The organism is Bradyrhizobium sp. 604_D8_N2_3 (assembly GCF_051810765.1).
GTDB classification, from domain to species: Bacteria; Pseudomonadota; Alphaproteobacteria; order Rhizobiales; family Xanthobacteraceae; genus Bradyrhizobium; species Bradyrhizobium barranii.
Genome location: NZ_JBPWPM010000002.1, coordinates 149,862 through 170,689, shown reverse-complemented (window position 1 = coordinate 170,689; position 20,828 = coordinate 149,862). Strand labels below are relative to the sequence as shown.

The following is a 20,828-nucleotide window of genomic DNA, read 5'->3' as shown; positions in this document are numbered from 1 at the left end:
GCCGTCCGTCGCAGCCCGCGCCGGCGGACGGCGGCGCGCGCCCAACTGGAGGACATTTCCCATGGCGCATGACGATCCTTTCACCCTCGACCTCTTCGGCAATACCGCCCTTTCATCCAGTCTCGGCCTTGGCGTTACCGCGTTCGGCCCCGATCCCGGCGGCGACGACGATCATGATGACGATCCGCCGCCGTCGCCGTCGGTCCCCGCAGGGCCGGCGGTCTCGTCGACGCAGCCCTCCCCGGCCGGCTCGCGCAAGCGCGGCGACAATTTCTACCTTGCCGATGCGCGCGGCCTCGCAAGGAACTGGAAGCAGCGCGCCCGCGACAATGTCGCGGCGGTCCGGCTCGCCTCACAGGTCGAGGCCGAGCAGCGGCCCGCGACGATTGACGAGCAGCGGCAACTGATCCGCTTCACCGGATTCGGCGCCACCGAGCTTGCCAATGGGGTCTTCCGCCGACCGGGCGAAACCGAGTTCGCGAAGGGCGGGGACGCGATCGGCGCCGATCTGCAGGATGCGATCGACGATGCTGACTACGCCTCGCTCGCGCGCTGCACGCAATACGCCCATTTCACGCCGGAGTTCATCGTGCGGGCGATCTGGGCGGCATTGCTGCGGTTCGGCTGGCGCGGCGGACGCGTGCTCGAGCCCGGCATCGGCACGGGCCTGTTTCCGGCGCTGATGCCCGAAGCGCTACGCCATGTCTCGCACGTCACCGGCGTCGAGCTCGATCCCGTCACGGCGCGCATCGCGCGGCTGTTGCAGCCGCAGGCGCGGATCGTCACCGGCGATTTCGCGCGCATCGATCTGCCGGCGCGGTTTGACCTCGCGATCGGCAATCCGCCCTTCTCCGATCGCACGGTGCGCTCGGACCGCGCGCTGCGCTCGCTCGGTCTGCGTCTCCACGATTACTTCATCGTTAAGGCGATCAAGCTGTTGAAGCCGGGTGGCCTCGCCGCCTTCGTCACCTCGCACGGCACCATGGACAAGGCGGATGGCTCGGCGCGCGCGCTGATCGCAAAGCATGCCGATCTCCTCAGTGCCATCCGTCTGCCGGAAGGCAGCTTCCGCGCCGATGCCGGCACCAACGTCGTGGTCGACATCCTATTCTTCCGGCGGCGCAAGTACGGCGAGCCCGAAGGCGACATATCATGGCTCGACCTGGAGGAGGTGCACCCGGCGACCGACGACGAGGGCGCCATCCGCGTCAACCGCTTTTTTGCACGCCATCCCCGTCGTGTGCTCGGCGCGCACGCGCTGACCTCCGGCCCGTTCGGCGAGACCTACACCTGTCTACCCAAGGCCGACGAGGAGCTCGCGGCTGCGCTCGCCGACGCGATCACCCTCCTTCCGGTCGCAATCTATGATGGCGAACCGGAGGCGATCGACTCTGACAGCGAGCACGAGGCCGTGCCAGCGAAGTCGGAGAGCGCGGCGAGCCTCACGGCGCGCGAGGGCAGCTATTTCCTCGATCACCGGCATTGCCTGATGCAGATCCTCGACGGGAAGCCGGTCTCTGTGGCGGTGCGCAAGGGCCGCAGCGCCGACGGCATTCCGGAAAAGCATGCCCGGATCATCCAGAAGCTGATCCCGATCCGCGATGCGGTGCGCGACGTGCTGAAATGCCAGGAGCTTGATCGCCCGTGGAAGGATGCGCAGGTCCGCTTACGCATCGCGTGGTCGAACTTCGTGCGCCTTCGGGCCGATCAACACGACCATGGTGTCGACGGCCGAGGACGACGAGACCGGTGAGGTCCGTGAAACGCACCGCAGGCCGAACCTCCAGCCATTCCTGGACGATCCGGACTGCTGGCTGGTGGCTTCGATCGAAGACTACGACCTCGAATCCGATACGGCAAGGCCAGGCCCGATCTTCACCGAGCGGGTGATCGCCCCGCCGGCGCCGCCGGTCATCACCAGCGCCGCCGACGCTCTGGCCGTCGTGCTCAACGAGCGCGGCCATGTCGATCCCGATCACATCGCCGAGCTCGTGCATCGCGATGCGGACGACGTGATCGCCGAACTCGGCGGCACCATCTTCCGCGATCCGGCCGATGGGTCGTGGCAGACCGCCGACGCCTATCTTTCAGGCGCCGTTCGATCGAAGCTCGCGGCGGCGGAAGCCGCGGCCGCGCTCGACCCCGAATATGAGCGCAATGTGGCGGCCCTGCGCGAGGTGCAACCCGCCGACCTCCGGCCCTCAGACATCACCGCGCGGCTCGGCGCGCCGTGGATTCCCGCTGCCGATATCATCGCTTTCGTCCACGAGACGATGGGCGCGGAGATCAAGATCCACCACATGCCGGAACTGGCGTCGTGGACCCTGGAAGCCCGCCAGCTCGGCTGGATGGCCGCAGGCACATCCGAATGGGGCACCGAGCGGCGGCACGCCGGCCAGCTTCTGTCCGATGCGCTCAATTCCTCGGTGCCGCAGATCTTCGACACCATCAAGGACGGCGATAGCGAGCGTCGTGTCCTCAACGTGGTCGACACCGAGGCGGCAAAGGAGAAGTTGCACAAGATCAAGACTGCCTTCCAGAACTGGATCTGGTCCGATCCGGATCGGACCGATCGCCTGGCGCGGGTCTATAATGACCGCTTCAACAACATCGTGCCGCGCGCTTTCGACGGCTCGCATCTGAAGCTGCCGGGCGCCTCGGGCGCATTCGTTCTCTACGGACATCAGAAGCGCGGCATCTGGCGCATCATCGCCTCGGGCGCGACCTATCTCGCCCATGCCGTCGGCGCCGGCAAGACGATGACCATGGCGGCTTCCATCATGGAGCAGCGCCGGCTCGGCTTGATCGCCAAGGCGATGCTCGTCGTTCCCGGCCATTGCCTGGCGCAGGCGGCGCGCGAGTTCCTGGCGCTCTATCCGGTCGCGCGCATCCTCGTCGCCGACGAGACCAACTTTACCACGGACAAGCGGCATCGCTTCCTGTCGCGCGCCGCGACCGCGACGTGGGATGCGATCATCATCACCCATTCCACCTTCCGCTTCATTGGCGTGCCGTCCGCATTCGAGCAGCAGATGATCCAGGACGAGCTCGAGCTCTACGAGCAACTGCTGACCAAGGTCGAGAGCGAGGACCGGGTCTCGCGCAAGCGGCTCGAGCGGCTGAAGGAGGGCCTGAAGGAACGGCTCGAAGAACTCGCCACGCGCAAGGACGATCTCCTCACCATCTCGGAGATCGGCATCGACCAGATCATCGTCGACGAGGCGCAGGGGTTCCGCAAGCTCTCCTTCGCCACCAACATGTCGACGCTGAAGGGCGTCGACCCCAACGGCTCGCAGCGCGCCTGGGATCTCTATGTAAAGTCCCGCTTCATCGAGACAAAGAACCCGGGCCGCGCGCTGGTGCTCGCCTCCGGCACCCCGATCACCAACACGCTCGGCGAGATGTTCTCGCTGCAGCGCTATCTCGGCTACGCGGCGCTTCTGGATCGCGGGCTGCACGAGTTCGACGCCTGGGCCTCGACCTTCGGCGATGTCTCGACCCAGCTCGAGCTTCAGCCGTCCGGCAAGTACAAGCCGGTCACGCGCTTCGCGACCTTCGTCAACGTCCCCGAGCTGATCGCCATGTTCCGGTCCTTCGCCGACGTGGTGCTACCGGATGACCTGCGGCAGCATGTGAAGGTCCCGGCGATCTCGACGGGCAAGCGGCAGATCCTGACCGCAAAGCAAACCCCGGCCTTCAGGCGCTATCAGTCCCTGCTCGACGCGCGGATCAAGGCGATCGAGATGCGCGACCGGCCGCCGGAGCCGGGCGACGACATCCTGCTTTCCGTCATCACCGACGGCCGCCATGCGGCAATCGATTTGCGTCTGGTCGATCCAGGTAGCGACAACGAGCCGGACAACAAGCTGAACCTGCTCGTCGCCAACGCCTTCCGCATCTGGAATGAGACATCGGCGAACAGCTACGTGCGCGCCGACGGCAAGCCGTACGAGCTGCCGGGCGCCGCGCAGATGATTTTCTCCGACCTCGGAACGATCAGCGTCGAGAAGACACGCGGCTTCTCGGCTTATAGCTGGATCAGAGACGAGCTCGTCCGCATGGGCGTGCCCAGATCCGAGATCGCCTTCATGCAGGACTTTAGGAAGTCCGAGGCCAAGCAGCGCTTGTTCGGCGACGTGCGCGCCGGCAAGGTCCGCTTCCTGATCGGCTCCTCCGACACGATGGGCACCGGCGTGAACGCGCAGCTCAGGCTGACGGCGCTCCATCACCTCGACGTGCCGTGGCTGCCGTCGCAGATCGCGCAGCGCGAGGGCCGGATCGAGCGTCAGGGCAACCAGCACGATGTCATCGACATCTTTGCCTATGCCACGGAGAGATCGCTGGACGCGAGCATGTGGCAGAATAACGAACGCAAGGCCCGTTTCATCGCCGCGGCGCTCTCCGGGGACACGTCGATCCGCCGGCTTGAGGACCTCGGCGAAGGCCAGGCCAATCAGTTCGCGATGGCCAAGGCGATCGCCAGCGGCGACCAGCGGCTGATGGAGAAGGCGGGACTGGAAGCCGACATCGCGCGGCTGGAACGTCTCCGCGCGGCGCATATCGACGATCAACACGCCGTCCGCCGGCAGATCCGCGACGCGGAGCGCGACATCGAGTTCTGCACGCGGCGGATCGCAGATGTCGGCAAGGATATTGAACGCCGCGTTGCGACGGCCGCTGACGCCTTCGCCGCGAGCGTGGCCGGCAAGCGCTATGTGGAGCGCAAGGAGGCCGGTCGCGCGCTGATGAAGGAGATCCTGACCCTCGTGCAGCTTCAGCAGGAGTGCGAGATTGTGGTCGCGACGATAGGCGGCTTTGACCTCGCATATTCCGGCGAGCACTTCGGCCGCGACGGTTACCGCTACACCACCGTGCTGCTACGCACCGGCGCGGGAGCCGAGATCGAGCTGCCCGTCACGGTCACGCCGCTCGGCGCGATCTCGCGACTGGAGCATGGGTTGGAAAATTTCGAGGGCGAGATCGAGCGCTATCGCCAGCGTCTCGCGGATACACGCCGCAGGCTCGCCTCGTATCAGGCGCGCGAGGACGGCGACTTCGCCTTCGCCGCCGAGCTTACCGAGAAGCGCCGGCAGTTGGCGGAGGTGGAGAAGGCCCTTGCGAGCGATGTGGAGGGGAGCGGCGAGAACGCCATCGCAGCGTGATGAAGAAGGAAAGCCGCTCGCAGATCGGCCAAGCCGGCAACGCTGACGCTCAACCGCGGCCTGCGCGATCCCGGCCCGTCGTCCTTCGCAGGGCTTAAGGGCCCTGCTTGTCCGGCCGGACAGAGATGCTCGGCCGCTGTTGTGCCGGCCCGACCGCTCCGCGGGCCGGGGGATGTCTTCGGAAAGAAGACGGAAAAGGACGCGCGAGCCGCGGTCCGCGAACCCCGAACAGGAGAAATCCGATGCAACTCATCAAGGTCGATCCGCGTGCGCTGAAGGAGAATCCGGACCGCATGCGCCAGTCGAAGTCGACACCGCAGGCCGACGCCCTGCTGCTGGCGACGATCAAGGCCGTCGGCATCGTCCAGCCGCCCGTCATCACGCCTGAGACTGGCGGCGGCAACGGCTATGTCATCAACGCCGGTCATCGCCGCGTGAAGCAGGCGATCGCCGCCGGCCTCAAGGAGATCGACGTCCTCGTCGACGAGGCGGCGAACGACAACGGCGCCATGCGCTCGATGATCGAGAACATCGCCCGCGAAGCGCTCAATCCCGTCGACGAGTGGCGCGCGATCGAACGCCTCGTCGGTCTCGGCTGGACCGAAGAAGCGATCGGCGTCGCCTTGGCGCTGCCGGTGCGGCATATCAGAAAGCTCCGCCTCTTGGCGAACGTGCTGCCCGCCATGCTCGATCACATGGCCAAGGGCGACATGCCCGACGAGCGGCAGCTCCGCACCATCGCCTCCGCCTCGCTGGATGAGCAGAAGGAGGTCTGGAAGAAGCACAAGCCCTCCAAGGCCGATCCGCAGGTGTCGTGGTTTAGCGTGGCGCAGGCTCTGACCAAGGCCCGGATGTACGCACGTGATGCCAGCTTCGGCGACGACCTCGCCCAGGCTTATGGAATCCAGTGGGCAGAGGATCTGTTCGCGCCAGCAGATGAGGACAGCCGCTATACCACGGATGTCGAGGCCTTCCTTGGCGCGCAGCAGGAATGGATGACGAACAACCTGCCGAAGCGCGGCATCATCGCTGAGACGACGAACTGGGGCGATGTCAAGCTGCCGCCGAAGGCAGAGCGCGTCTACGGCAAGCCCTCGAAGAGCGATTGCACCGCGATGTATCTGGACCGTGACGGCCGGGTGCAGAGCGTGCATTACCGCATGCCCGCGGCGAAGAAGGCGACGGGCAAGGCTGCGGCGGCCGACAGCGACGCTGCGGATGAGTCCGCAATAGTTTCGATGCCGCGTCCTGACGTGACGCGCAAGGGCCTCGAGATGATCGGCGACTTCCGAACGGACGCGCTGCACGAGGCGCTGGCCCGCGCGCCGATCGAGGATGACACGCTGATGGCCTTGTTGATCCTCGCCTTCGCCGGCCAGAACGTCTCGGTCGATTCGGGCAGCGGCGGGACCTACTACGGCAACCGGCGTTTAGCACGCCATGCTGCGTCGCTATTCGATCAGGATGGCAAGCTCGTCATCGATATCGACACGCTCCGCGTCGCGGCGCGCTCAACCCTCACGGAAGTCCTGTCGTGCCGGGAGAACCGCAACGCCAGCGGCATCGTAGCGCGCATCGCCGGCGATGTGGTCGGCGCGGACAACTTCCTGCCGAACATGGGCACGGACGATTACCTGTCGTGCCTGTCGCGCGCCGCGCTCGAAGGCTGGTGCAAGGACACGCCGGTTCTTCCGCGCCAGAAGGTGAAGGACACCCGCATCGCCCTGGTTGAGCACTTCAGGGAGGGTCGCTTCGTGCATCCAGCCGCGTTGTTCGCTCCCGACAAGGCCGCCTTGTTGTCGTGGCTGGCGAAGAACGCCGTCGCCGAAGACGACGCGGCCGACGACCAGGTGGAGGACCCGGAGGCCGGCGATACCGACGATGGCGAAGCCTTGGACGACGAGGCGTTCCGCGAGGCGGCGGAATAGTCCGCCCGGCATCGCCAATCCGAACAACACGCCGCTGCCGGTTGATCCGGCGGCGGCTCCGTTTCGCCCCCATGAACAGGAGGACGTCATGTCCGCACAGTTGATTTACGACCTCGCCCCGCTCGGCTCGCTCGTCCGGTTTTCCGACGGCACGCCGCGGCCGCCGGAGCGGCACCGCAAGAAGCTCGCGGCCTGGGAACACCGCAATAGCGGCGGTCGCTTGATCCGCAAACAGCCCGAACGCCGCATCGGCAACACGGTCCTCGGCGCGAGCATCACGCTGCACGCCGGCGACTATGGCGGCGGCGGTGTTGTGGTGCTTCGCGTCCACCGGACCTTCCCGGTCGATAGCGACCTGGCGTTCGTCGTGACCGAACGCCCGAAGCTCGGTACGGTCCGCGTGCTCGACCGGCCCGGCGAGGATGCCGAGCTGGTCTATCTCGCCGGCAGCGGCGCCGATGCCGAAACCTGGCTGCAGAGCCACCGCTATCCAAATGCCGTTCTCGAAGAGGTGACGGCCGATGCGGTCGCGGCCGACGTCGCGGAGGGGAGGACAGCCGCATGACCGCGCCCACCCTCCCCACCACCATCACCGATGACTCAACCTCCGGATTCCCCGAGGTTGCGTTCGGGCGCAGCGGCGATGGCTTCCTCGCCGCGCGCCTTGCCGACACCGCCTTCGCCATGCTGCCGGCGCGCGAGGGCCGCCACTATCTCGCAACCGGCTGGCGCATCGGCCGGCCGATCGCCGAATGGAAGCACTCCGACTTCTACGGCCATTCGGGCGAGCTCGCCGACGAGGCGGCCTTCCGCGCCAAGGTGGCGGAGAACGCCGAGCACCAGCGCATGGCGCGTGCGCTCGGCCGTCGCGACATCGCCTCCACGGCGAACACGCCTTGGGGCCCATCTCAGGGCGCGACCGTCTATGCGGAAGGCGTCGTCTGCCATTCGACGGCAGGACACGGCGGCTTTCATCTTTCCGCCGAACGCAACCGCAGCGTCCATTCGATGCTGCGCGCGCGGGGTGGCTGGTACGAGGAGGACGAGGGCTGGGCGATCGTGGCGATCACCTTCCCGAATCTGTTCACCAGCTACGAGCGGCGCTGCGCGGAGCGCACGATTAGGGATAGCTGGCCCGATGCCTGGGAGATGATTTTCGGGACCCTGCTCCAGCCCGGCGAGTCCCGGGAGAAGGATCGGCGCGCCTTCGAGACCGAGCACGCCGACGATTGGATCGTCATGTCGGCGATCGCGTCGGATCAGCATCCCGGCTTTGTCGAAGTCGTCGCCACGCCCGGCGGCCGACGCGGTGCAGGCACCGAGGAGCGGCGCTTTCTGGTCCCGTCCGACGAGTATCGAATGGGCCGCTTCGGCTTCGTGGTCGATGAGACCCGCCACCAGGCCTATTTCGGGCCGTCGAGCTTCATCGCCTGGCAGGGAAGGACGTCGCCATGAAGACCTCCCCCGAGCGCCTCGCCCAGCTTTCGCGCATGGAGGAGGCTCAGCGCCAGACGCAGCGCCAGCTCGACATGATCGACCGGCAGATCATCCGCCGCATGACGACGCTGATCCCACAGCTCGATCGCAAGCGGCCTGGATACCGCCGCGGCAAGCCGCCCGACCCGAGTGCGTTCTTGGAACGCTACCGCTGGAATCTTGCGGCGATCACGGCAGCGCGCCAGCCGGAGATCGACGCGTTATCGCGCAAGCTCGCCCGGCAGGATGCCGCGATCGAGATGCTGCGGGCTCGGTGCGCGCCGGAGTCTCGACACGCTCGTGACGACCCGGAGCGCGCACATCGCAAGGGCGAATGTCGCAGTCCGGCTGAGTGTCGTCCAGGGAAGCGGCATGGCGCTGCGGCATAGCGGACCACGCAGGTGCATACTTCGCGGCATTCCCGGCCACACGTTGCGAGCACAGAAGCGGCGGAGGCCAGGTCGAACCTTTCCGGCATCGCCAACCCGGCCCCTACCCTGTCGGTCCTCCCCTCGGGTTTGCTGCGGTCTGCGCCCCCGGCGGTCCGCTTCAAGGCCAAGTCGCAAGCGACCGGAAACCGCCGATCTCGGCAAGGCCCGGCCGCGTCCGGCGCAGGGCCCAGCAGCCTGGGACCGCGCTTGTCCGCAACCGGACCTTGCTCGCCTGGCGGTGCCCGGACCTTGAAGCGGCCCTCATCCCGGCGGCGCTGGGCGACCGCACCCGAGGGGAGAGCCGGCAGGGGCCGGACCGAACCCGACGGCGAAACCAGAAAAGGACTTCACCATGACCAAAACAGCTCGCGCACCCCGCACCAGCGCCCGCGTCGTGCCACTCCGCCGCGGCACCACAGTCGAAATGGTCCGGCTCGTTTGCCCGGACGCAGCCCAGGCCACCCGCATCGCCGAGAGCTTCGGCCTCCCCGTCCTCGACAGCGACGGCATCCGCGATCTCCACCAACGCCTCATCACCGAGACCGCCGACGCGCTCGGCGAAGGCCTCAACGAACGCGCCATGCAGATCCACCTGCAACGGATCGTCGGCTCCTATGTCGGCTCGGCCCACGGCGCCGGTCAGTTCTACAGCCGCGCGGTCACCGAAGCGCGCGAGGCGACGGCAAAGCTCGCCAACGACACGCGCGACGAGGACCTCGACGGACCTGTCGGGTTCGAATCCGCGGCCCAGCGCAAGCGCGAATTCGCCGCCGAGGTCGCCGTTCAGGCACACGCCCTGCGCATGGCGGCCGAAGGCGCCGCCGCAGCCTACGAGCACGTCGTCGGCGAGAGCTGGAAGCCGTTCGAGCGCCAGCCCGACCAGCCGGCCGAAACCGTCAGCCGCAAGGCGGCCGAGGTTCAGATGGCGGCGTTCGGGTGACGCCGCCGGCGGGGCTTCGGCCCCGCCATTCTCTTTCACGATCGGATATCGGCCGGTCCCTGCGGGCCGGCCTTTTTCATGTCGCACATCGCGACGGCGCAAACGAGCAAAGAGAAATGACCCGGGATCGAGCGCACGTCGCGGCCCGTACCGGCTTTCAGTCGATGCTCCGGCCGGCGCGGCAGCGCAACGGCTTTGCCGTCCTCCACTGCGTTCCGGTCCGGCGTCTCTCCCCTCACCCCGACCATCAGCGTCACCGGATGCGCGACCCCGCAGGCCTTCGCAGCGGACCGCCGTGACGGGCCGCGACGGGCGCGGCCTCCAACGGAGGTTAGGATTATGACTGGTAAGGAAACCAAACCCCGCGCCGACATCTATGCGCGCATCACCGATCGCATCGTCGCAGACCTTGAGCGCGGTGTGCGTCCGTGGGTCAAGCCGTGGAATGCGGCCAACGCGGCTGGGCGCATCACGCGCCCGCTGCGTCACAACGGCATGCCCTACCAGGGCATTAACGTCGTGCTGCTGTGGTTAGAAGCGGTCGCGCGCGGCTTCACGTCATCGATCTGGATGACGTTCAAGCAATCACTCGAGCTCGGCGGCCATATCCGCAAGGGCGAGAGCGGAACGATGGTGGTCTACGCCAACAAGATCACCAAGACCGAGACCGACGAGCATGGCGACGACGTCGAACGGACCGTTCCGTTCCTGCGCGCCTATACCGTGTTTTGCGTCGATCAGATCGACGACCTGCCGGATTACTATTACGGGCGCCCGGCGCCGACCATCGCGCCGGCGCAGCGCATCGCGCATGTGGACGCCTTCTTCGCCAACACCGGCGCGACCATCCGGCATGGCGGTGACAAGGCTTTCTTCGCACCATCGCTCGACATCATCCAGATGCCGCTGTTCGAAAGTTTTCGTGACGCCGAGAGCTATGCCGCCACGCTCGCGCATGAATGCGTGCATTGGACTGCGCCAGCGCATCGCGTCAATCGCGATCTCAGCCGCTACGCAAAGGATCGCAGCGAGCGCGCCCGTGAAGAGCTGGTTGCGGAACTTGGCGCGTGCTTCCTCAGCGCGGACCTTGGTATCGTGCCCGAACTCGAGCCGCGTGCCGATCATGCGAGTTACCTTGCATCGTGGTTGGAGGTGCTGGCCAACGACAGGCGTTTTATCTTCAGCGCGGCCGCCCACGCGCAACGCGCGGTGACTTACCTGCACGGTCTTCAGCCCGAGCCGGCCGAGATCGACCAAGCGGCATGAGGCGCAACGATCCGTGTCTCGGCCGCTTGCGCTCATCGTTCACCTTTCTAGACAATGACGAAGGCCTCATCTCACGCGGGGGCCGCTCTTTTGTGCGGCGTCATGCCTGTGCCGGCGACTGGAGAGGCGGCGCTTCCCATCCCGACGGCATAGGCGAGATGCGCCGGGCGGGTTCTTCTGGCTTCCGAGATGCCCGTCTGTTTCTGGGCGAGCGTCTTTCCGAAGCCGCAGAAGGCTGGTGTCATCACGATACGACAGTCCGGGGTTGTTATTGCGTCCGCTGGACTGGCGGAAAGCTTACGCGACGCGCGCGAGTGCCTTTCACCGATGCGCCCGTCGTCGTGCGGTGTGGCTTGCCTGTCGCTCAGCCGTATCCTCATCGTTCGGCCTGTCGCGCCCAATGCGTCCTCGATTTGGCATGTCTAACCGAAGGCCGTCGTCGCTGCGCTCCGCCTCGATCAAAAGACCGCAACGGCCGTTCTCGGCTTTCTTCCCCTGGTCGCTGCGCGTCCATTCCTCGCGAGACAAGAAAGCCTCCCCCTGGCCGCCCTCTACTGCGTGGCGGCCCTTCGGGTGCGGTCCGATCGCCTCCGGTCAACGACAGCCATCGAGGTCGCGATGGTCGCGGCCCGAGAACGAAAGAGGACACGAACATGGCTACCATCGGCAACTTCACCGTCAACGGCAACGGCTTCGTCGGCACCGTCAAGACCCTCGCTCTAGGCACCGTCAAGACCAAGATCGTTCCGGCCGAACGCACTTCAGACAAGGCCCCGGACTACCGCATCTTCGCGGGCGCGAACATCGAGTTCGGCGCCATGTGGAAGAAGAAGTCCCAGGACACGGGCCGCGAGTACCACTCGGTCAAGCTGGACGACCCGAGCTTCCCGGCTCCGATCTACGCGACGCTGGTCGAGGTCGACGGCGAGGAAGGCCACTCGCTCATCTGGTCTCGCCCGAGTCGCGACTGAGACGCCGCGCAGGTGGCCCCGCCGCGAGGCGGGGCCTTCACCCGTAGGCGGTGAGAAACGATTTTGAACGCGCGCGTAAAGTCGACAAGCGCTGCCTCATCGTGCCGCCTATCCCTTCATGGATAGCTGATGGGGAGGCCGGAAGGGCCTCGTCGGCAGTCACACCGCATCACCTGCGGCGCGTTGCGACGGCCCACCTACGCTCATCCAAATAGCCGGGCCAGCGCATTCGATTGCTCGGCGAATTTTCGGGCATTGGCCTTCCGAAGCCGTTCCAAATTTTGGAGCTTCCATCGCAGGCCGGGAAGCTGCTCCAAGTGCGGCACGCCCAGTAGCGACCATTCGGGCTCTGCGGCAACCAGCGACAGCAGGAAGCGGCGCTCGTCGGCGTTCAGACCTTGCTGCAGTTCGCGCATCATTCGCTCGCGCGCTGCCAAGAGCGCGTCGAGTTCAACGGGCTCGGTGGTCATGCCCGCGAAATTGTGCTCGAACTCCTGGCGGAGATCCCGCAGCGATGGAAACAGGACCTCGTGCACCGTCGCGCACGAACAGGTTGATCGCCGTGCCGCCCTTGAGTGCGAACGTATCGTCGACGAGCACCAGCGGCGCCACGCGCGTCAGCAACCGCGCGCTGTCGAGGTAGACCTGGTTCATGGCTTCAGCACCAGGAGCCCGTCAGCGGAGCGGGACACCCAGGCCCTGGCGCTGCCCTTGGGCAGTTGAGACGGATCGAGCTTGCTGGCCCAGGGCTGAGAGAGTTCGCGGCCAAGCTGCAGACACAGACGCACGGTCTTGACACTGGTGCACCGCTTGAGCAGGTCTCGCAGCAGATCGGCACGCAGGCTGTAAGTGCTTTCGACCAGCTCGCGCGCTTCTTGCAAGGGCTGCCGGACGCCGACTTCGCTCAGCACCTCCAGCAATGCGCGTTCCGGCGCCGAGACGAGCGGGCCGCCCTTGCGGCTCTCGAAGGGTCGGACATGAAGCGGCGCGCCGGGTTCTTCCTTGAAGAGTCGCTTGCGGTGGTACTCGGCCGGGAAGCGCTGAGTGAACCACTCCGGAAGGCGTCCCGCTTTCCAGCCGTACAGATGGAGGACGGGCCGCTGGGGGACGTACTGGCGGATGCCTTGCCAGTCCAAGGCCGACTTGGCGCCGACATGCAATCCTTCGATGCTCCGCTGCAGCAGGACGAGGCTCGGGTGCAAAGTGGGCGGATCGTTTGGCCGGCAATAGACGCCGCGTGCCAACCGTTGCAACCAGCCGGCACGGACATAGTGGACGGCCAGGTCGACCGATATCCCGAGGGCGGCGAGGTCATCGGAGGTCAGCGACGCCCCCGGCGTCAGGCGGGTATAGAGCCTGTTTAGCTTGTTTCTGTGGGTCGTAGCCATGCTACGATAATCCGAATAATGTCAAGTTCTGCAAGCTTGAATTGGAAGTCAAAGTCGTAGTCAGGCTACGATAACCCGGATTAAGCTAAAATCCCCAAGATCGGCCATGAAACTCGTTCAGCTGCGGTTGCGCGATGCTCGGTGATACGCGCCCGGCACCACGTGGTGCGTAATTCGGGTCTACTCACCGGTGCACGAACGCGCCTACTCCCCGCTGACAAGAAACCTTGCCGGCGAATACACCGCATGCAGAAGTCACCGCCCGATCTTGATGTCGCCGATGCCGCGCCGACCGCGCCGATTTTGACCGGCTATGACGAGCAGCACCTGGTCACCTATCTCCGTCTGCTCGACGCCGCAGCCGACGGCGCCGACTGGAAAGAGGTCGCGCGGACCGTGTTGCATATTGACGTCGCGCGCGAGCCGCATCGCGCGCGACGGGCGTGGGAAACCCATCTCGCCCGTGCCCGCTGGATCACCGAGGATGGCCACCGGGATCTGCTGCGGGGCGGGGCACCGCACTGAGGGCGCCTACAGAATCCCCCAGGCCCGATATCGTCCCCTGCCGGTCACCTCCCGCAGGCCAAGCTCGCCGACCAGGTCCTGAGCGGCGCGCGGCGTGATCTTCAGCTCCTTCGCGATCGTACCGGCCGAGGCGATCGGCCGGGTCAGCATATAGTCGAGCAGCGCCGGCAGTTTTGACGTGGCGCGGCGGCCGGCGAGTTTTCGGGCGAGCAGGGTTCGCTGGTTAAGCCAGCGGTCGTGGTCCTTGAGACCGGCCGCCGCGGCAGCGGTGATCGCCTCGAGCTGCACGGCGAGTCGCGCCGCCGCGTCGCGCGGCCGCCGGCGTTCGCGGGGGATCGCCTTCAGTCCGTCATGCAGGCAGGCCAGATGCCAGCGGGTCTTGGCCCGCGCGCGCAACACACTGGCTCCTAGCAGCCGGCCGAGCCAGGGCGTGTGCTGCAGCGGGGCGATGGCGTCCCAAGCCTCAGTCGCAAGCGCGGCCGCGAGCGTCGGCGGCAATGTGCGGGTCTGCTCGACCATCGCGCGCCAGGCGTCGAGGCGGCCGTCCTCGTCCCAGTCGGGATCGTAGACCAGCGGGTCCCGCTCAGACTCGGTGCGGCTGCCGCCGGCGAGTGTCCGCTCCGCCTTGGCATTCGCGGCGTCGACCGCGGCGAAGGCGGCGGCCAAGTGCTGGTCGGATTCGGTGCCGCCAAGCGGCGTGTCGAGATCAATGTCGTCCTGATCTCCGCTATCATCGCCGCCGACGAAACCTCGCTCCGCTTCCTTCCGGTTGCCCTTTCCCGCCTCCCAGTCGCCCTGCCCGCTGCGGCCGCGCAGGCTGTCGAGCCCCACCGGCGATGGCGCCCAATCCGGCTTCGCGTCGGCGATGCGGCGCCGGGTCCGCAGCACGGCGTGGGCGCGGGTGAGTTCGTGGGTCGGGGCACGGATGTCCATGCCAGCGTCGTGGAGAACCAGATCTTCGAGATGGACCAGCTCGCCTTCCAGCCACAGGCTGGCGCAAGCGTCGGTATAATGTGTGCGCGCAACCCAGCCGTCGCGGATCGGGCTCTTGGCCAGGCGTTCGTCGAGCCTGGCCAGCGCGTCCTCGGCGAGGGCGAGCGGGCCGGCGAGCTGAGCCCAAGGCAGTGGATGCGGAATTGAGTAGCCGTTTTGCAAGATATTGATAACCTTAACAGGTATCGCTCAAACGGAACGTATCACGGAAATAGCTTCCGTCATAGCGACAGCGGGTTCCGCGGCGCGCTCACCATCGATAACCACGGCTTATCGATAGGGTTGGACGTCAGAACGCAAATCGGCGGTTCTTAGTCTAGCCTCCGGAAGCCCGCCCGACGGCCGCGGCAGGGCTCCGATCGACGAGAAGGCCCGGGTGGATGCCAGTCCCCCCTCTTCCGGACGCACTCGGCCGTGAGCAGCGGCGGTCACTCGGTGCGCGGCACCTGGCGCAATCGGCCGGCGCGCGCGAAGCCGAGCAGCTTTTGCCGCGCCGCCGTGGCGAGCTTTGGCGGCAGCGGCCCGAACCAGACGCTGGGCGGTGTCCGGCCGGCCGCCGCGCGCAGGTCCGGTCCCGGCCAGGCAAACACGTTGGCCTCATTGCAAATGATCCAGGAGCGCTGCGCGTCGAGGCCGAGGCGCGCCTTGGTCACCGCCGGAATTTCGATCGCTGTCGTCGGGTCGGCCGGCGGACTGTGGGTCACAGGGACCACGATCGCGACGATTCGATCGCCCTCGCGCCGCGTCGCTGTGACCAGCGCGCACGGCCGATTCTTGATCCCCTCCTCGTCGCCGCGCCGATGATCATCGGCCCACAGATAGCTATAATTCAGGAGCCAACCGACCTTCGGCTCAAGGGTCATTTCGCCTCGAGCTCGGCGTCGAGGTGCTCATATCCCGGCGCCATCTCGCTGGTTTCGATCGCGGCGATGTCCTCGTCCGTGAGGTCTTCGGCCCGCACCGCCCGGCGGTCGCGGGCACGCAGCCGCTCGTATTCGTCGTACGACAGCACGACATTGCGCGGCCGACCGTGCTTGGTGATCAGCACCGGCTGGCTGAGCGAGCGGTCGAGCGCTTCGCCGACCCGGTCCTGGAATTCGCTCGCGCTGAGCGTGACAGTGGCCATAAAAAATCTCCATTTCCGCCAAAATAGCGAAAATCGAGATATTAATCAAGTGGGACTTTGACTTATGACAGCCCTGCTCACCCCTGAGAGCGTGCGAGAATGACGACCCCTGCCCGCCTCCCGATGCAGCCTCGCTCGAAACTGTCCTGGCTGGGCTGAATCCGGCCTCGGCTGATGCGGACCTCATCCCTGCCCTCACCGCGGCCTTTCCGGGCTTTACATTCGGCATCGCGCCGATCGATGACGATCATTGGCGCGACACCCGCTCGGTACTTCGTCCCCATGGCTTACGGCTTGAATTGCGGCCGTGGATGAAGGCCGAACTCGCCAAGAAAAACGGCGATATGACGGTGGTCTGGAAGCGGCTGAAGGAGACTGACCTGCAGATTACGGAGTGGCGCGGCACGAGCGCCTTCGTGTCGGCGCCAACCGGGTCAGGCGTGGCCTACAATGTTCAGATCGCGCTCGGCCGCGAGGTTGAATGGCGCGCCGGTCCGATCGTCAACCCGGACTATCGACCGCGGGGCGAAGAGGAACTGCTCGATCCGAGCTGGCCTCGTACCGATCAGCTCCCGGACTCGGATCGCCTCGCCGGTCCAGCCTATCGCCTCCGCGACCGCGCCCACGGCGCGATCGTCCACGTCCGCAGTTTTCTCGATCGCTGCGGCCGCATCGAGCGCGACAAGCGGGGAGGCTAAGCGGCCCGAGTTGGAGCGGCGGGTCATTCGCGAGGTCGGGCCGGCGGAGCGCGCGAGACGCCCTTCCTGGCGGCGGTCTCGGACTATTTCGCCTTTGTGCCGAGAGAGTTGCGGTTCTTTCAGGACTGGGAGGAATCGAGCGCCAGGCCGAGCGGGTCTTTGCCCACTGGGCACTCGATATCCGCGATTGCCCCCATAAGGGCGAGCGCGAGGTCGGCTTCATTCCCGACCGTTGCGGCCGCCGAAAGGACGTCTGCTCATGACGCCAAGATGCCTCGGTCCATTTGCTGATGGACGGCATCGAGGCGGTGGGCCGCGAGATCGGCTTTGCCCTTCGGTGGTTCTTCCTGATGACCCACGGCCACTGGTCGATCCCGACGTCGGCCTGGCGGTCGCGCAAGGCATGGAAGCCCAGCGCGTGCGGCTTCCCGACCCGGACGCCGGCGTGCTGCTGCGCTGGGTGGATCGCACTTACGGTTTCTGACGGAGCGCCGAGGATGGACGACATCACCTCCCGCGCGCTGGTCTCCCACCCCGAAAGCCGGCGGGCGCTGCAGCTCGATACGCTCTCTGCCATCCTGCCGAAAGAGCGGGCAGGAGGTCCCGTTTCGCTCACCCAGCCTGCGCTCGGCACTCCGGCTGGCGGTCCGCGCCAGCACCCGGCCGCGGCAGCGCAAGAGCAAACGGGCGGTCACCCGCGACGTGCTGGTTGGCACCTGCCGGTTCGACCGGCTGGCCGATACCCACGATCTCGCCATCCTGCCTCGGGTGGGCGCCGCCGCAGCGAGGTGGCTCGGCTCCGGGGTCGAGCAGATCAGCGACGGGGCCGGACCAAGACCGGGGTCACGGACGAGGCGGGCAGGGTGCTTTGGTCGGACCGCCGGTCGAGGCGCTGCGCGAATGGCTCGAACGGGCCCGCATCAGCAAGAGTCCGATCTTCCATGCCATCAACCGCTGGGAGGTGGTGAGGATAGGGCGCTGACGCCGCAGTCGATCAACCTGATCGTGAAGCGGCGCTGTGCGCTGAAGGGCTTGGAGGCGAGGGAGTTTTCCGCGCATGGCTTGAGATCCGGGTATCTGACGGAGGCAGCGCAACGCGGAGTTTCCTTGCCGGAGCCTATGCAGCAATCCCAGCATCGATCCGTGCAGCCGGCGGCCAGCTATTACAATGAGGCTGAGCGCAGATACGGGCGAGCCGTGCGCCTCGGAATCTAGTAGGGGTCTGTCATTGAGTTGTCAGCGTACAACTGTTCGGGTCGGCTCGGGCGAACCTCGCGTTGCTGGAACCAACACACGGAAAGCCGGAGCCGGGCAATATGTTAAGTTGTCAGCGTACAACTGTTTGCCTTAGGCCATTTTTGACGTGACCTCGCGAGAAATTCCTCGAGACGAGGAACAGCCGTTAACTTCTCGTTAACTCAATAATCCTTGCGGCTTCGGAAGAATCGGGCATTACTGACCATCAGCGCATTTTGAGGCCAACTGCTCAAAATTTCGCAGATGCAGAGTTTAAAATGCCGACGTTAACCAAGTCTCTAGACGAGAATGTGCGTGATCTCCGATCGCTGATCAATGCCGACGCGGCGGAGCTTTCGACACGGTTGCGCGCTCAGCAGCTTCGAGACTTCCCGCCAGCGGCGGAGAAGACCATCCGCCGATTCTCATCGGCGGAAGCCGCGCGCTTTATCGGCATCGCTGAGGGCTATCTTCGGCAACTGGTCTCTGAAGGGAAGGGCCCCCCTGCACCGCCGAACAGCCGTCGAAGCTATTCAGTTGAAGACATTGACGCGCTGCGAAGCGAGCTGGATAGCGCCGGCAAAGGGGTTCGCCGATACGTTCCACACAGGCGCGACGGCGAGGCTCTGCAAGTCATTTCGGTGATGAACTTCAAAGGCGGCAGCGGCAAAACCACGACGGCCGCGCACCTCGCGCAGTATCTAGCGTTCCGCGGCTACCGCGTCCTCGCAATCGATCTCGATCCGCAAGCGAGCCTCTCAACGCTGTTCGGACATCAGCCCGAACTTGATGTAGGCGAGAACGAGACGATCTACGGCGCCATCCGCTATGATGCCGACCGCCGCGAAATGCCGGAGATCGTGCGCGGCACATACATTCCGAACCTCCACATCGTTCCGGGGCAGCTTGAACTCATGGAGTTCGAACACGAGACGCCCAAAGCGTTGATGACGCGTCAGAGCGACGACTCAATGTTTTTCGCCAGAATTGGCGAAGCGCTGGCCCAGGTCAGCGATGCCTATGATGTCGTGGTGATCGATTGCCCTCCGCAGCTCGGCTTCCTCACTCTCTCCGCCCTCTGCGCAGCGACGTCAGTCCTGATCACCGTGCATCCTCAGATGCTCGACGTGATGTCGATGTCTCAATTCCTCAATATGACCGGAAGCCTTCTCGATGTCGTCGCCAAAGCTGGCGGCGCCACTCAATACGATTGGATGCGCTATCTCGTCACTCGCTACGAGCCCAGCGACGGGCCACAAACGACGATGGTTGGTCTCATGCGCTCGATCTTCGGCTCGCGCGTGCTGACTCACCCCATGGTCAAGAGCACCGCGATCGCTGATGCGGGGCTCACCAAGCAGACTCTGTACGAGGTCGAGCGACAGCAATTCACGCGCGGTACCTATGATCGGGCCACCGAAGCGCTTGACCTGGTGAACGGAGAGATCGAAGGCCTGATCAAACAGGTCTGGGCCAGGAGCTGACGATGGCGCGCAAGATCAATTTTGATGCTCCCGTGACGGAACCGTCAGAAGCGCATGAGATCGCCCCGCAACGCGCGCGCCCTCTTCTCGGGCTTGAACGCACGATCAAACAATCTGGCGCGCTAGGTGCGATATCGCACTCACTTGGCGGGATTTCGGAGAAGGTAAAGCGCGCGGAGGAAATCGAGCAGAAGCTCATCGAAGGGCAGGTGATCGTCGACCTCGATCCGGCGCTCATTGACAATTCCTTTGTGCCGGACCGCATGGAGGCGACGGAGGAGCAAAACGCTGCATTCCGCGAGCTCATCCGACAGCACGGCCAGAACGTACCAATCCTTGTACGTCCAAAGCCCGGCGGCACCGAGCGCTATGAGGTAGCATTCGGGCACCGCCGCCTCAGGGCAGCGCGTGAGCTCGGAATAAAGGTGAGGGCGGTGGTTCGCTCCCTCACCGATGAGCAACTGGTCATCGCCCAGGGCCAGGAAAATAGCGGCCGCACCGATCTCACCTTTATCGAGCGCGCGCGCTTCGCAGCCCGCCTTGAGGATCGAAAATTTTCGCGCGAGATAATTATGGCATCGCTGAACGTCGACAAAGCCGCCCTCTCGCGGCTCATCGCGATCGCGACCCGGGTGCCTGTCGCGGTTATCGACGCCATCGGGCCGGCGCCAGCCTTCGGCCGTGTGCGTTGGCAGGAACTCACCGATCTGCTGGATCAAGATGCCAATCGTGCTCGCGCCCTCGAAATCGTCAAGGCCCCAACTTTCAACGCGTTGGACACCGACAAGCGCTTCGAGGCCCTTGCCGCGGGGCTGCGTAAAAAGACGTTGCGCGCGCGCGCCGAGAATTGGGCGGCCAAGGACGGAACGCATGCTGCCAAAGTCTCTCGCGTCGGCAAGAGGCTCACTCTGACATTCGACGATCGCGTCGCACCAAAGTTCGGCGACTTCGTCAGAGAGAAGCTGCAGACCCTTTACGACGAATTCAAAGCTGGCGATCCGCCGGCATGAACATAGCTTGCCCGGTCGGAATGAGCCGACTGGATCAAGACCAACGCAACCGAGTCGGAGAACCATAGGCAAAAGAAAAAGGCCCCCGTCACGTCGCCGTTCCGGAAGCCCCTTCTTTGTATTCGCACCCAAAGAATCACACTTCCGCGAATCGGTGTCAAGCCTTTTGGCGTCGTTTCGGCGAGCAGATTTTC

General features: G+C 65.5%; 19 protein-coding genes and 2 pseudogenes. 14 read left to right on the top strand and 7 right to left on the bottom strand.

Annotation, left to right across the window (positions count from 1 at the left end; translation table 11 throughout):
• Positions 1–61 precede the first annotated feature (61 nt).
• The 6 genes and pseudogenes from AB7245_RS45665 to AB7245_RS45640 all read left to right on the top strand — a co-directional run bounded on the left by AB7245_RS45665 (position 62) and on the right by AB7245_RS45640 (position 9,937).
• A pseudogene (locus tag AB7245_RS45665) lies at positions 62–5,162 on the top strand (N-6 DNA methylase).
• Between the two features lie 242 nt (positions 5,163–5,404).
• Positions 5,405–7,090, top strand: coding sequence for a ParB/RepB/Spo0J family partition protein (locus AB7245_RS45660; RefSeq protein WP_439035880.1), 1,686 nt, complete (start codon positions 5,405–5,407; stop codon positions 7,088–7,090).
• Positions 7,091–7,178: 88 nt separating this feature from the next.
• Positions 7,179–7,655 (top strand): hypothetical protein, encoded by a 477-nt coding sequence (locus AB7245_RS45655; RefSeq protein ID WP_439035879.1) that lies wholly within the window; start codon positions 7,179–7,181, stop codon positions 7,653–7,655.
• Positions 7,652–8,545: a DUF7007 domain-containing protein gene (locus tag AB7245_RS45650; RefSeq protein ID WP_439035878.1), complete on the top strand. Its 894-nt coding sequence runs from the start codon at positions 7,652–7,654 to the stop codon at positions 8,543–8,545. The genes AB7245_RS45655 and AB7245_RS45650 overlap by 4 nt, the downstream gene beginning before the upstream one ends.
• The gene (locus tag AB7245_RS45645; protein WP_439035877.1) at positions 8,542–8,955 is read left to right on the top strand and encodes a hypothetical protein; all 414 of its coding nucleotides are present in this window, start codon (positions 8,542–8,544) and stop codon (positions 8,953–8,955) included. The genes AB7245_RS45650 and AB7245_RS45645 overlap by 4 nt, the downstream gene beginning before the upstream one ends.
• A gap of 394 nt (positions 8,956–9,349) precedes the next feature.
• Complete coding sequence (locus AB7245_RS45640) at positions 9,350–9,937, top strand: hypothetical protein (protein ID WP_439035876.1); 588 nt, start codon at positions 9,350–9,352, stop codon at positions 9,935–9,937.
• A gap of 35 nt (positions 9,938–9,972) precedes the next feature.
• Here the strand turns inward: AB7245_RS45640 and AB7245_RS45635 are convergent, their stop codons facing one another.
• Positions 9,973–10,194: a hypothetical protein gene (locus AB7245_RS45635; RefSeq protein ID WP_144030572.1), complete on the bottom strand. Its 222-nt coding sequence runs from the start codon at positions 10,192–10,194 to the stop codon at positions 9,973–9,975.
• Positions 10,195–10,276: 82 nt separating this feature from the next.
• Between AB7245_RS45635 and AB7245_RS45630 the strand changes: the two genes are divergently transcribed.
• Positions 10,277–11,203, top strand: coding sequence for an ArdC family protein (locus AB7245_RS45630; protein ID WP_439035875.1), 927 nt, complete (start codon positions 10,277–10,279; stop codon positions 11,201–11,203).
• A 653-nt stretch (positions 11,204–11,856) separates the two neighbouring features.
• Positions 11,857–12,174: a DUF736 domain-containing protein gene (locus tag AB7245_RS45625; RefSeq protein WP_060913221.1), complete on the top strand. Its 318-nt coding sequence runs from the start codon at positions 11,857–11,859 to the stop codon at positions 12,172–12,174.
• A 203-nt stretch (positions 12,175–12,377) separates the two neighbouring features.
• Here the strand turns inward: AB7245_RS45625 and AB7245_RS45620 are convergent, their stop codons facing one another.
• The 3 genes from AB7245_RS45620 to AB7245_RS45610 are packed head-to-tail and all read right to left on the bottom strand — an operon-like array spanning position 12,378 to position 13,562.
• Positions 12,378–12,644 (bottom strand): hypothetical protein, encoded by a 267-nt coding sequence (locus tag AB7245_RS45620; protein ID WP_439035874.1) that lies wholly within the window; start codon positions 12,642–12,644, stop codon positions 12,378–12,380.
• Positions 12,625–12,828 carry a hypothetical protein gene (locus AB7245_RS45615; RefSeq protein ID WP_439035873.1) on the bottom strand — a complete coding sequence of 68 codons (204 nt, stop codon included), beginning with the start codon at positions 12,826–12,828 and terminating at the stop codon, positions 12,625–12,627. The genes AB7245_RS45620 and AB7245_RS45615 overlap by 20 nt, the downstream gene beginning before the upstream one ends.
• A complete protein-coding gene (locus AB7245_RS45610) occupies positions 12,825–13,562 on the bottom strand; it encodes a type IV toxin-antitoxin system AbiEi family antitoxin domain-containing protein (protein ID WP_439035872.1) in 738 nt (245 codons plus the stop codon). The genes AB7245_RS45615 and AB7245_RS45610 overlap by 4 nt, the downstream gene beginning before the upstream one ends.
• A 141-nt stretch (positions 13,563–13,703) precedes the next feature.
• Here AB7245_RS45610 and AB7245_RS45605 point away from each other — a divergent pair, with 141 nt between their 5' ends.
• A complete protein-coding gene (locus AB7245_RS45605; RefSeq protein ID WP_439035871.1) occupies positions 13,704–14,087 on the top strand; it encodes a DNA -binding domain-containing protein in 384 nt (127 codons plus the stop codon).
• 6 nt (positions 14,088–14,093) lie between these two features.
• On the opposite strand, the gene AB7245_RS45600 is transcribed toward AB7245_RS45605, so the two are convergent.
• From AB7245_RS45600 to AB7245_RS45590, 3 genes are all read right to left on the bottom strand, one after another.
• Complete coding sequence (locus AB7245_RS45600; RefSeq protein ID WP_439035870.1) at positions 14,094–15,242, bottom strand: RHE_PE00001 family protein; 1,149 nt, start codon at positions 15,240–15,242, stop codon at positions 14,094–14,096.
• Positions 15,243–15,508: 266 nt separating this feature from the next.
• Positions 15,509–15,943: a type II toxin-antitoxin system PemK/MazF family toxin gene (locus tag AB7245_RS45595; RefSeq protein WP_247434100.1), complete on the bottom strand. Its 435-nt coding sequence runs from the start codon at positions 15,941–15,943 to the stop codon at positions 15,509–15,511.
• On the bottom strand, positions 15,940–16,206 hold the full coding sequence (locus tag AB7245_RS45590) for a type II toxin-antitoxin system prevent-host-death family antitoxin (RefSeq protein WP_247434097.1): 267 nt from the start codon (positions 16,204–16,206) through the stop codon (positions 15,940–15,942). Before AB7245_RS45590 ends, AB7245_RS45595 begins: the two co-directional genes overlap by 4 nt.
• Positions 16,207–16,517: 311 nt before the next feature.
• On the opposite strand from AB7245_RS45590, the gene AB7245_RS45585 reads away from it, so the two are divergent.
• From AB7245_RS45585 to repB, 5 genes and pseudogenes are all read left to right on the top strand, one after another.
• The gene (locus AB7245_RS45585; protein ID WP_439035869.1) at positions 16,518–16,904 is read left to right on the top strand and encodes a hypothetical protein; all 387 of its coding nucleotides are present in this window, start codon (positions 16,518–16,520) and stop codon (positions 16,902–16,904) included.
• Between the two features lie 337 nt (positions 16,905–17,241).
• The gene (locus AB7245_RS45580; protein WP_439035868.1) at positions 17,242–17,388 is read left to right on the top strand and encodes a hypothetical protein; all 147 of its coding nucleotides are present in this window, start codon (positions 17,242–17,244) and stop codon (positions 17,386–17,388) included.
• A 98-nt stretch (positions 17,389–17,486) separates the two neighbouring features.
• Positions 17,487–18,119: pseudogene (locus tag AB7245_RS45575) on the top strand (tyrosine-type recombinase/integrase); the annotation flags it as partial.
• Between the two features lie 299 nt (positions 18,120–18,418).
• Positions 18,419–19,624 (top strand): plasmid partitioning protein RepA, encoded by a 1,206-nt coding sequence (repA, locus tag AB7245_RS45570; protein WP_439035867.1) that lies wholly within the window; start codon positions 18,419–18,421, stop codon positions 19,622–19,624.
• A 2-nt stretch (positions 19,625–19,626) separates the two neighbouring features.
• Positions 19,627–20,634 (top strand): plasmid partitioning protein RepB, encoded by a 1,008-nt coding sequence (gene repB, locus AB7245_RS45565; protein ID WP_439035866.1) that lies wholly within the window; start codon positions 19,627–19,629, stop codon positions 20,632–20,634.
• The last annotated feature ends 194 nt before the right edge of the window (positions 20,635–20,828 follow it).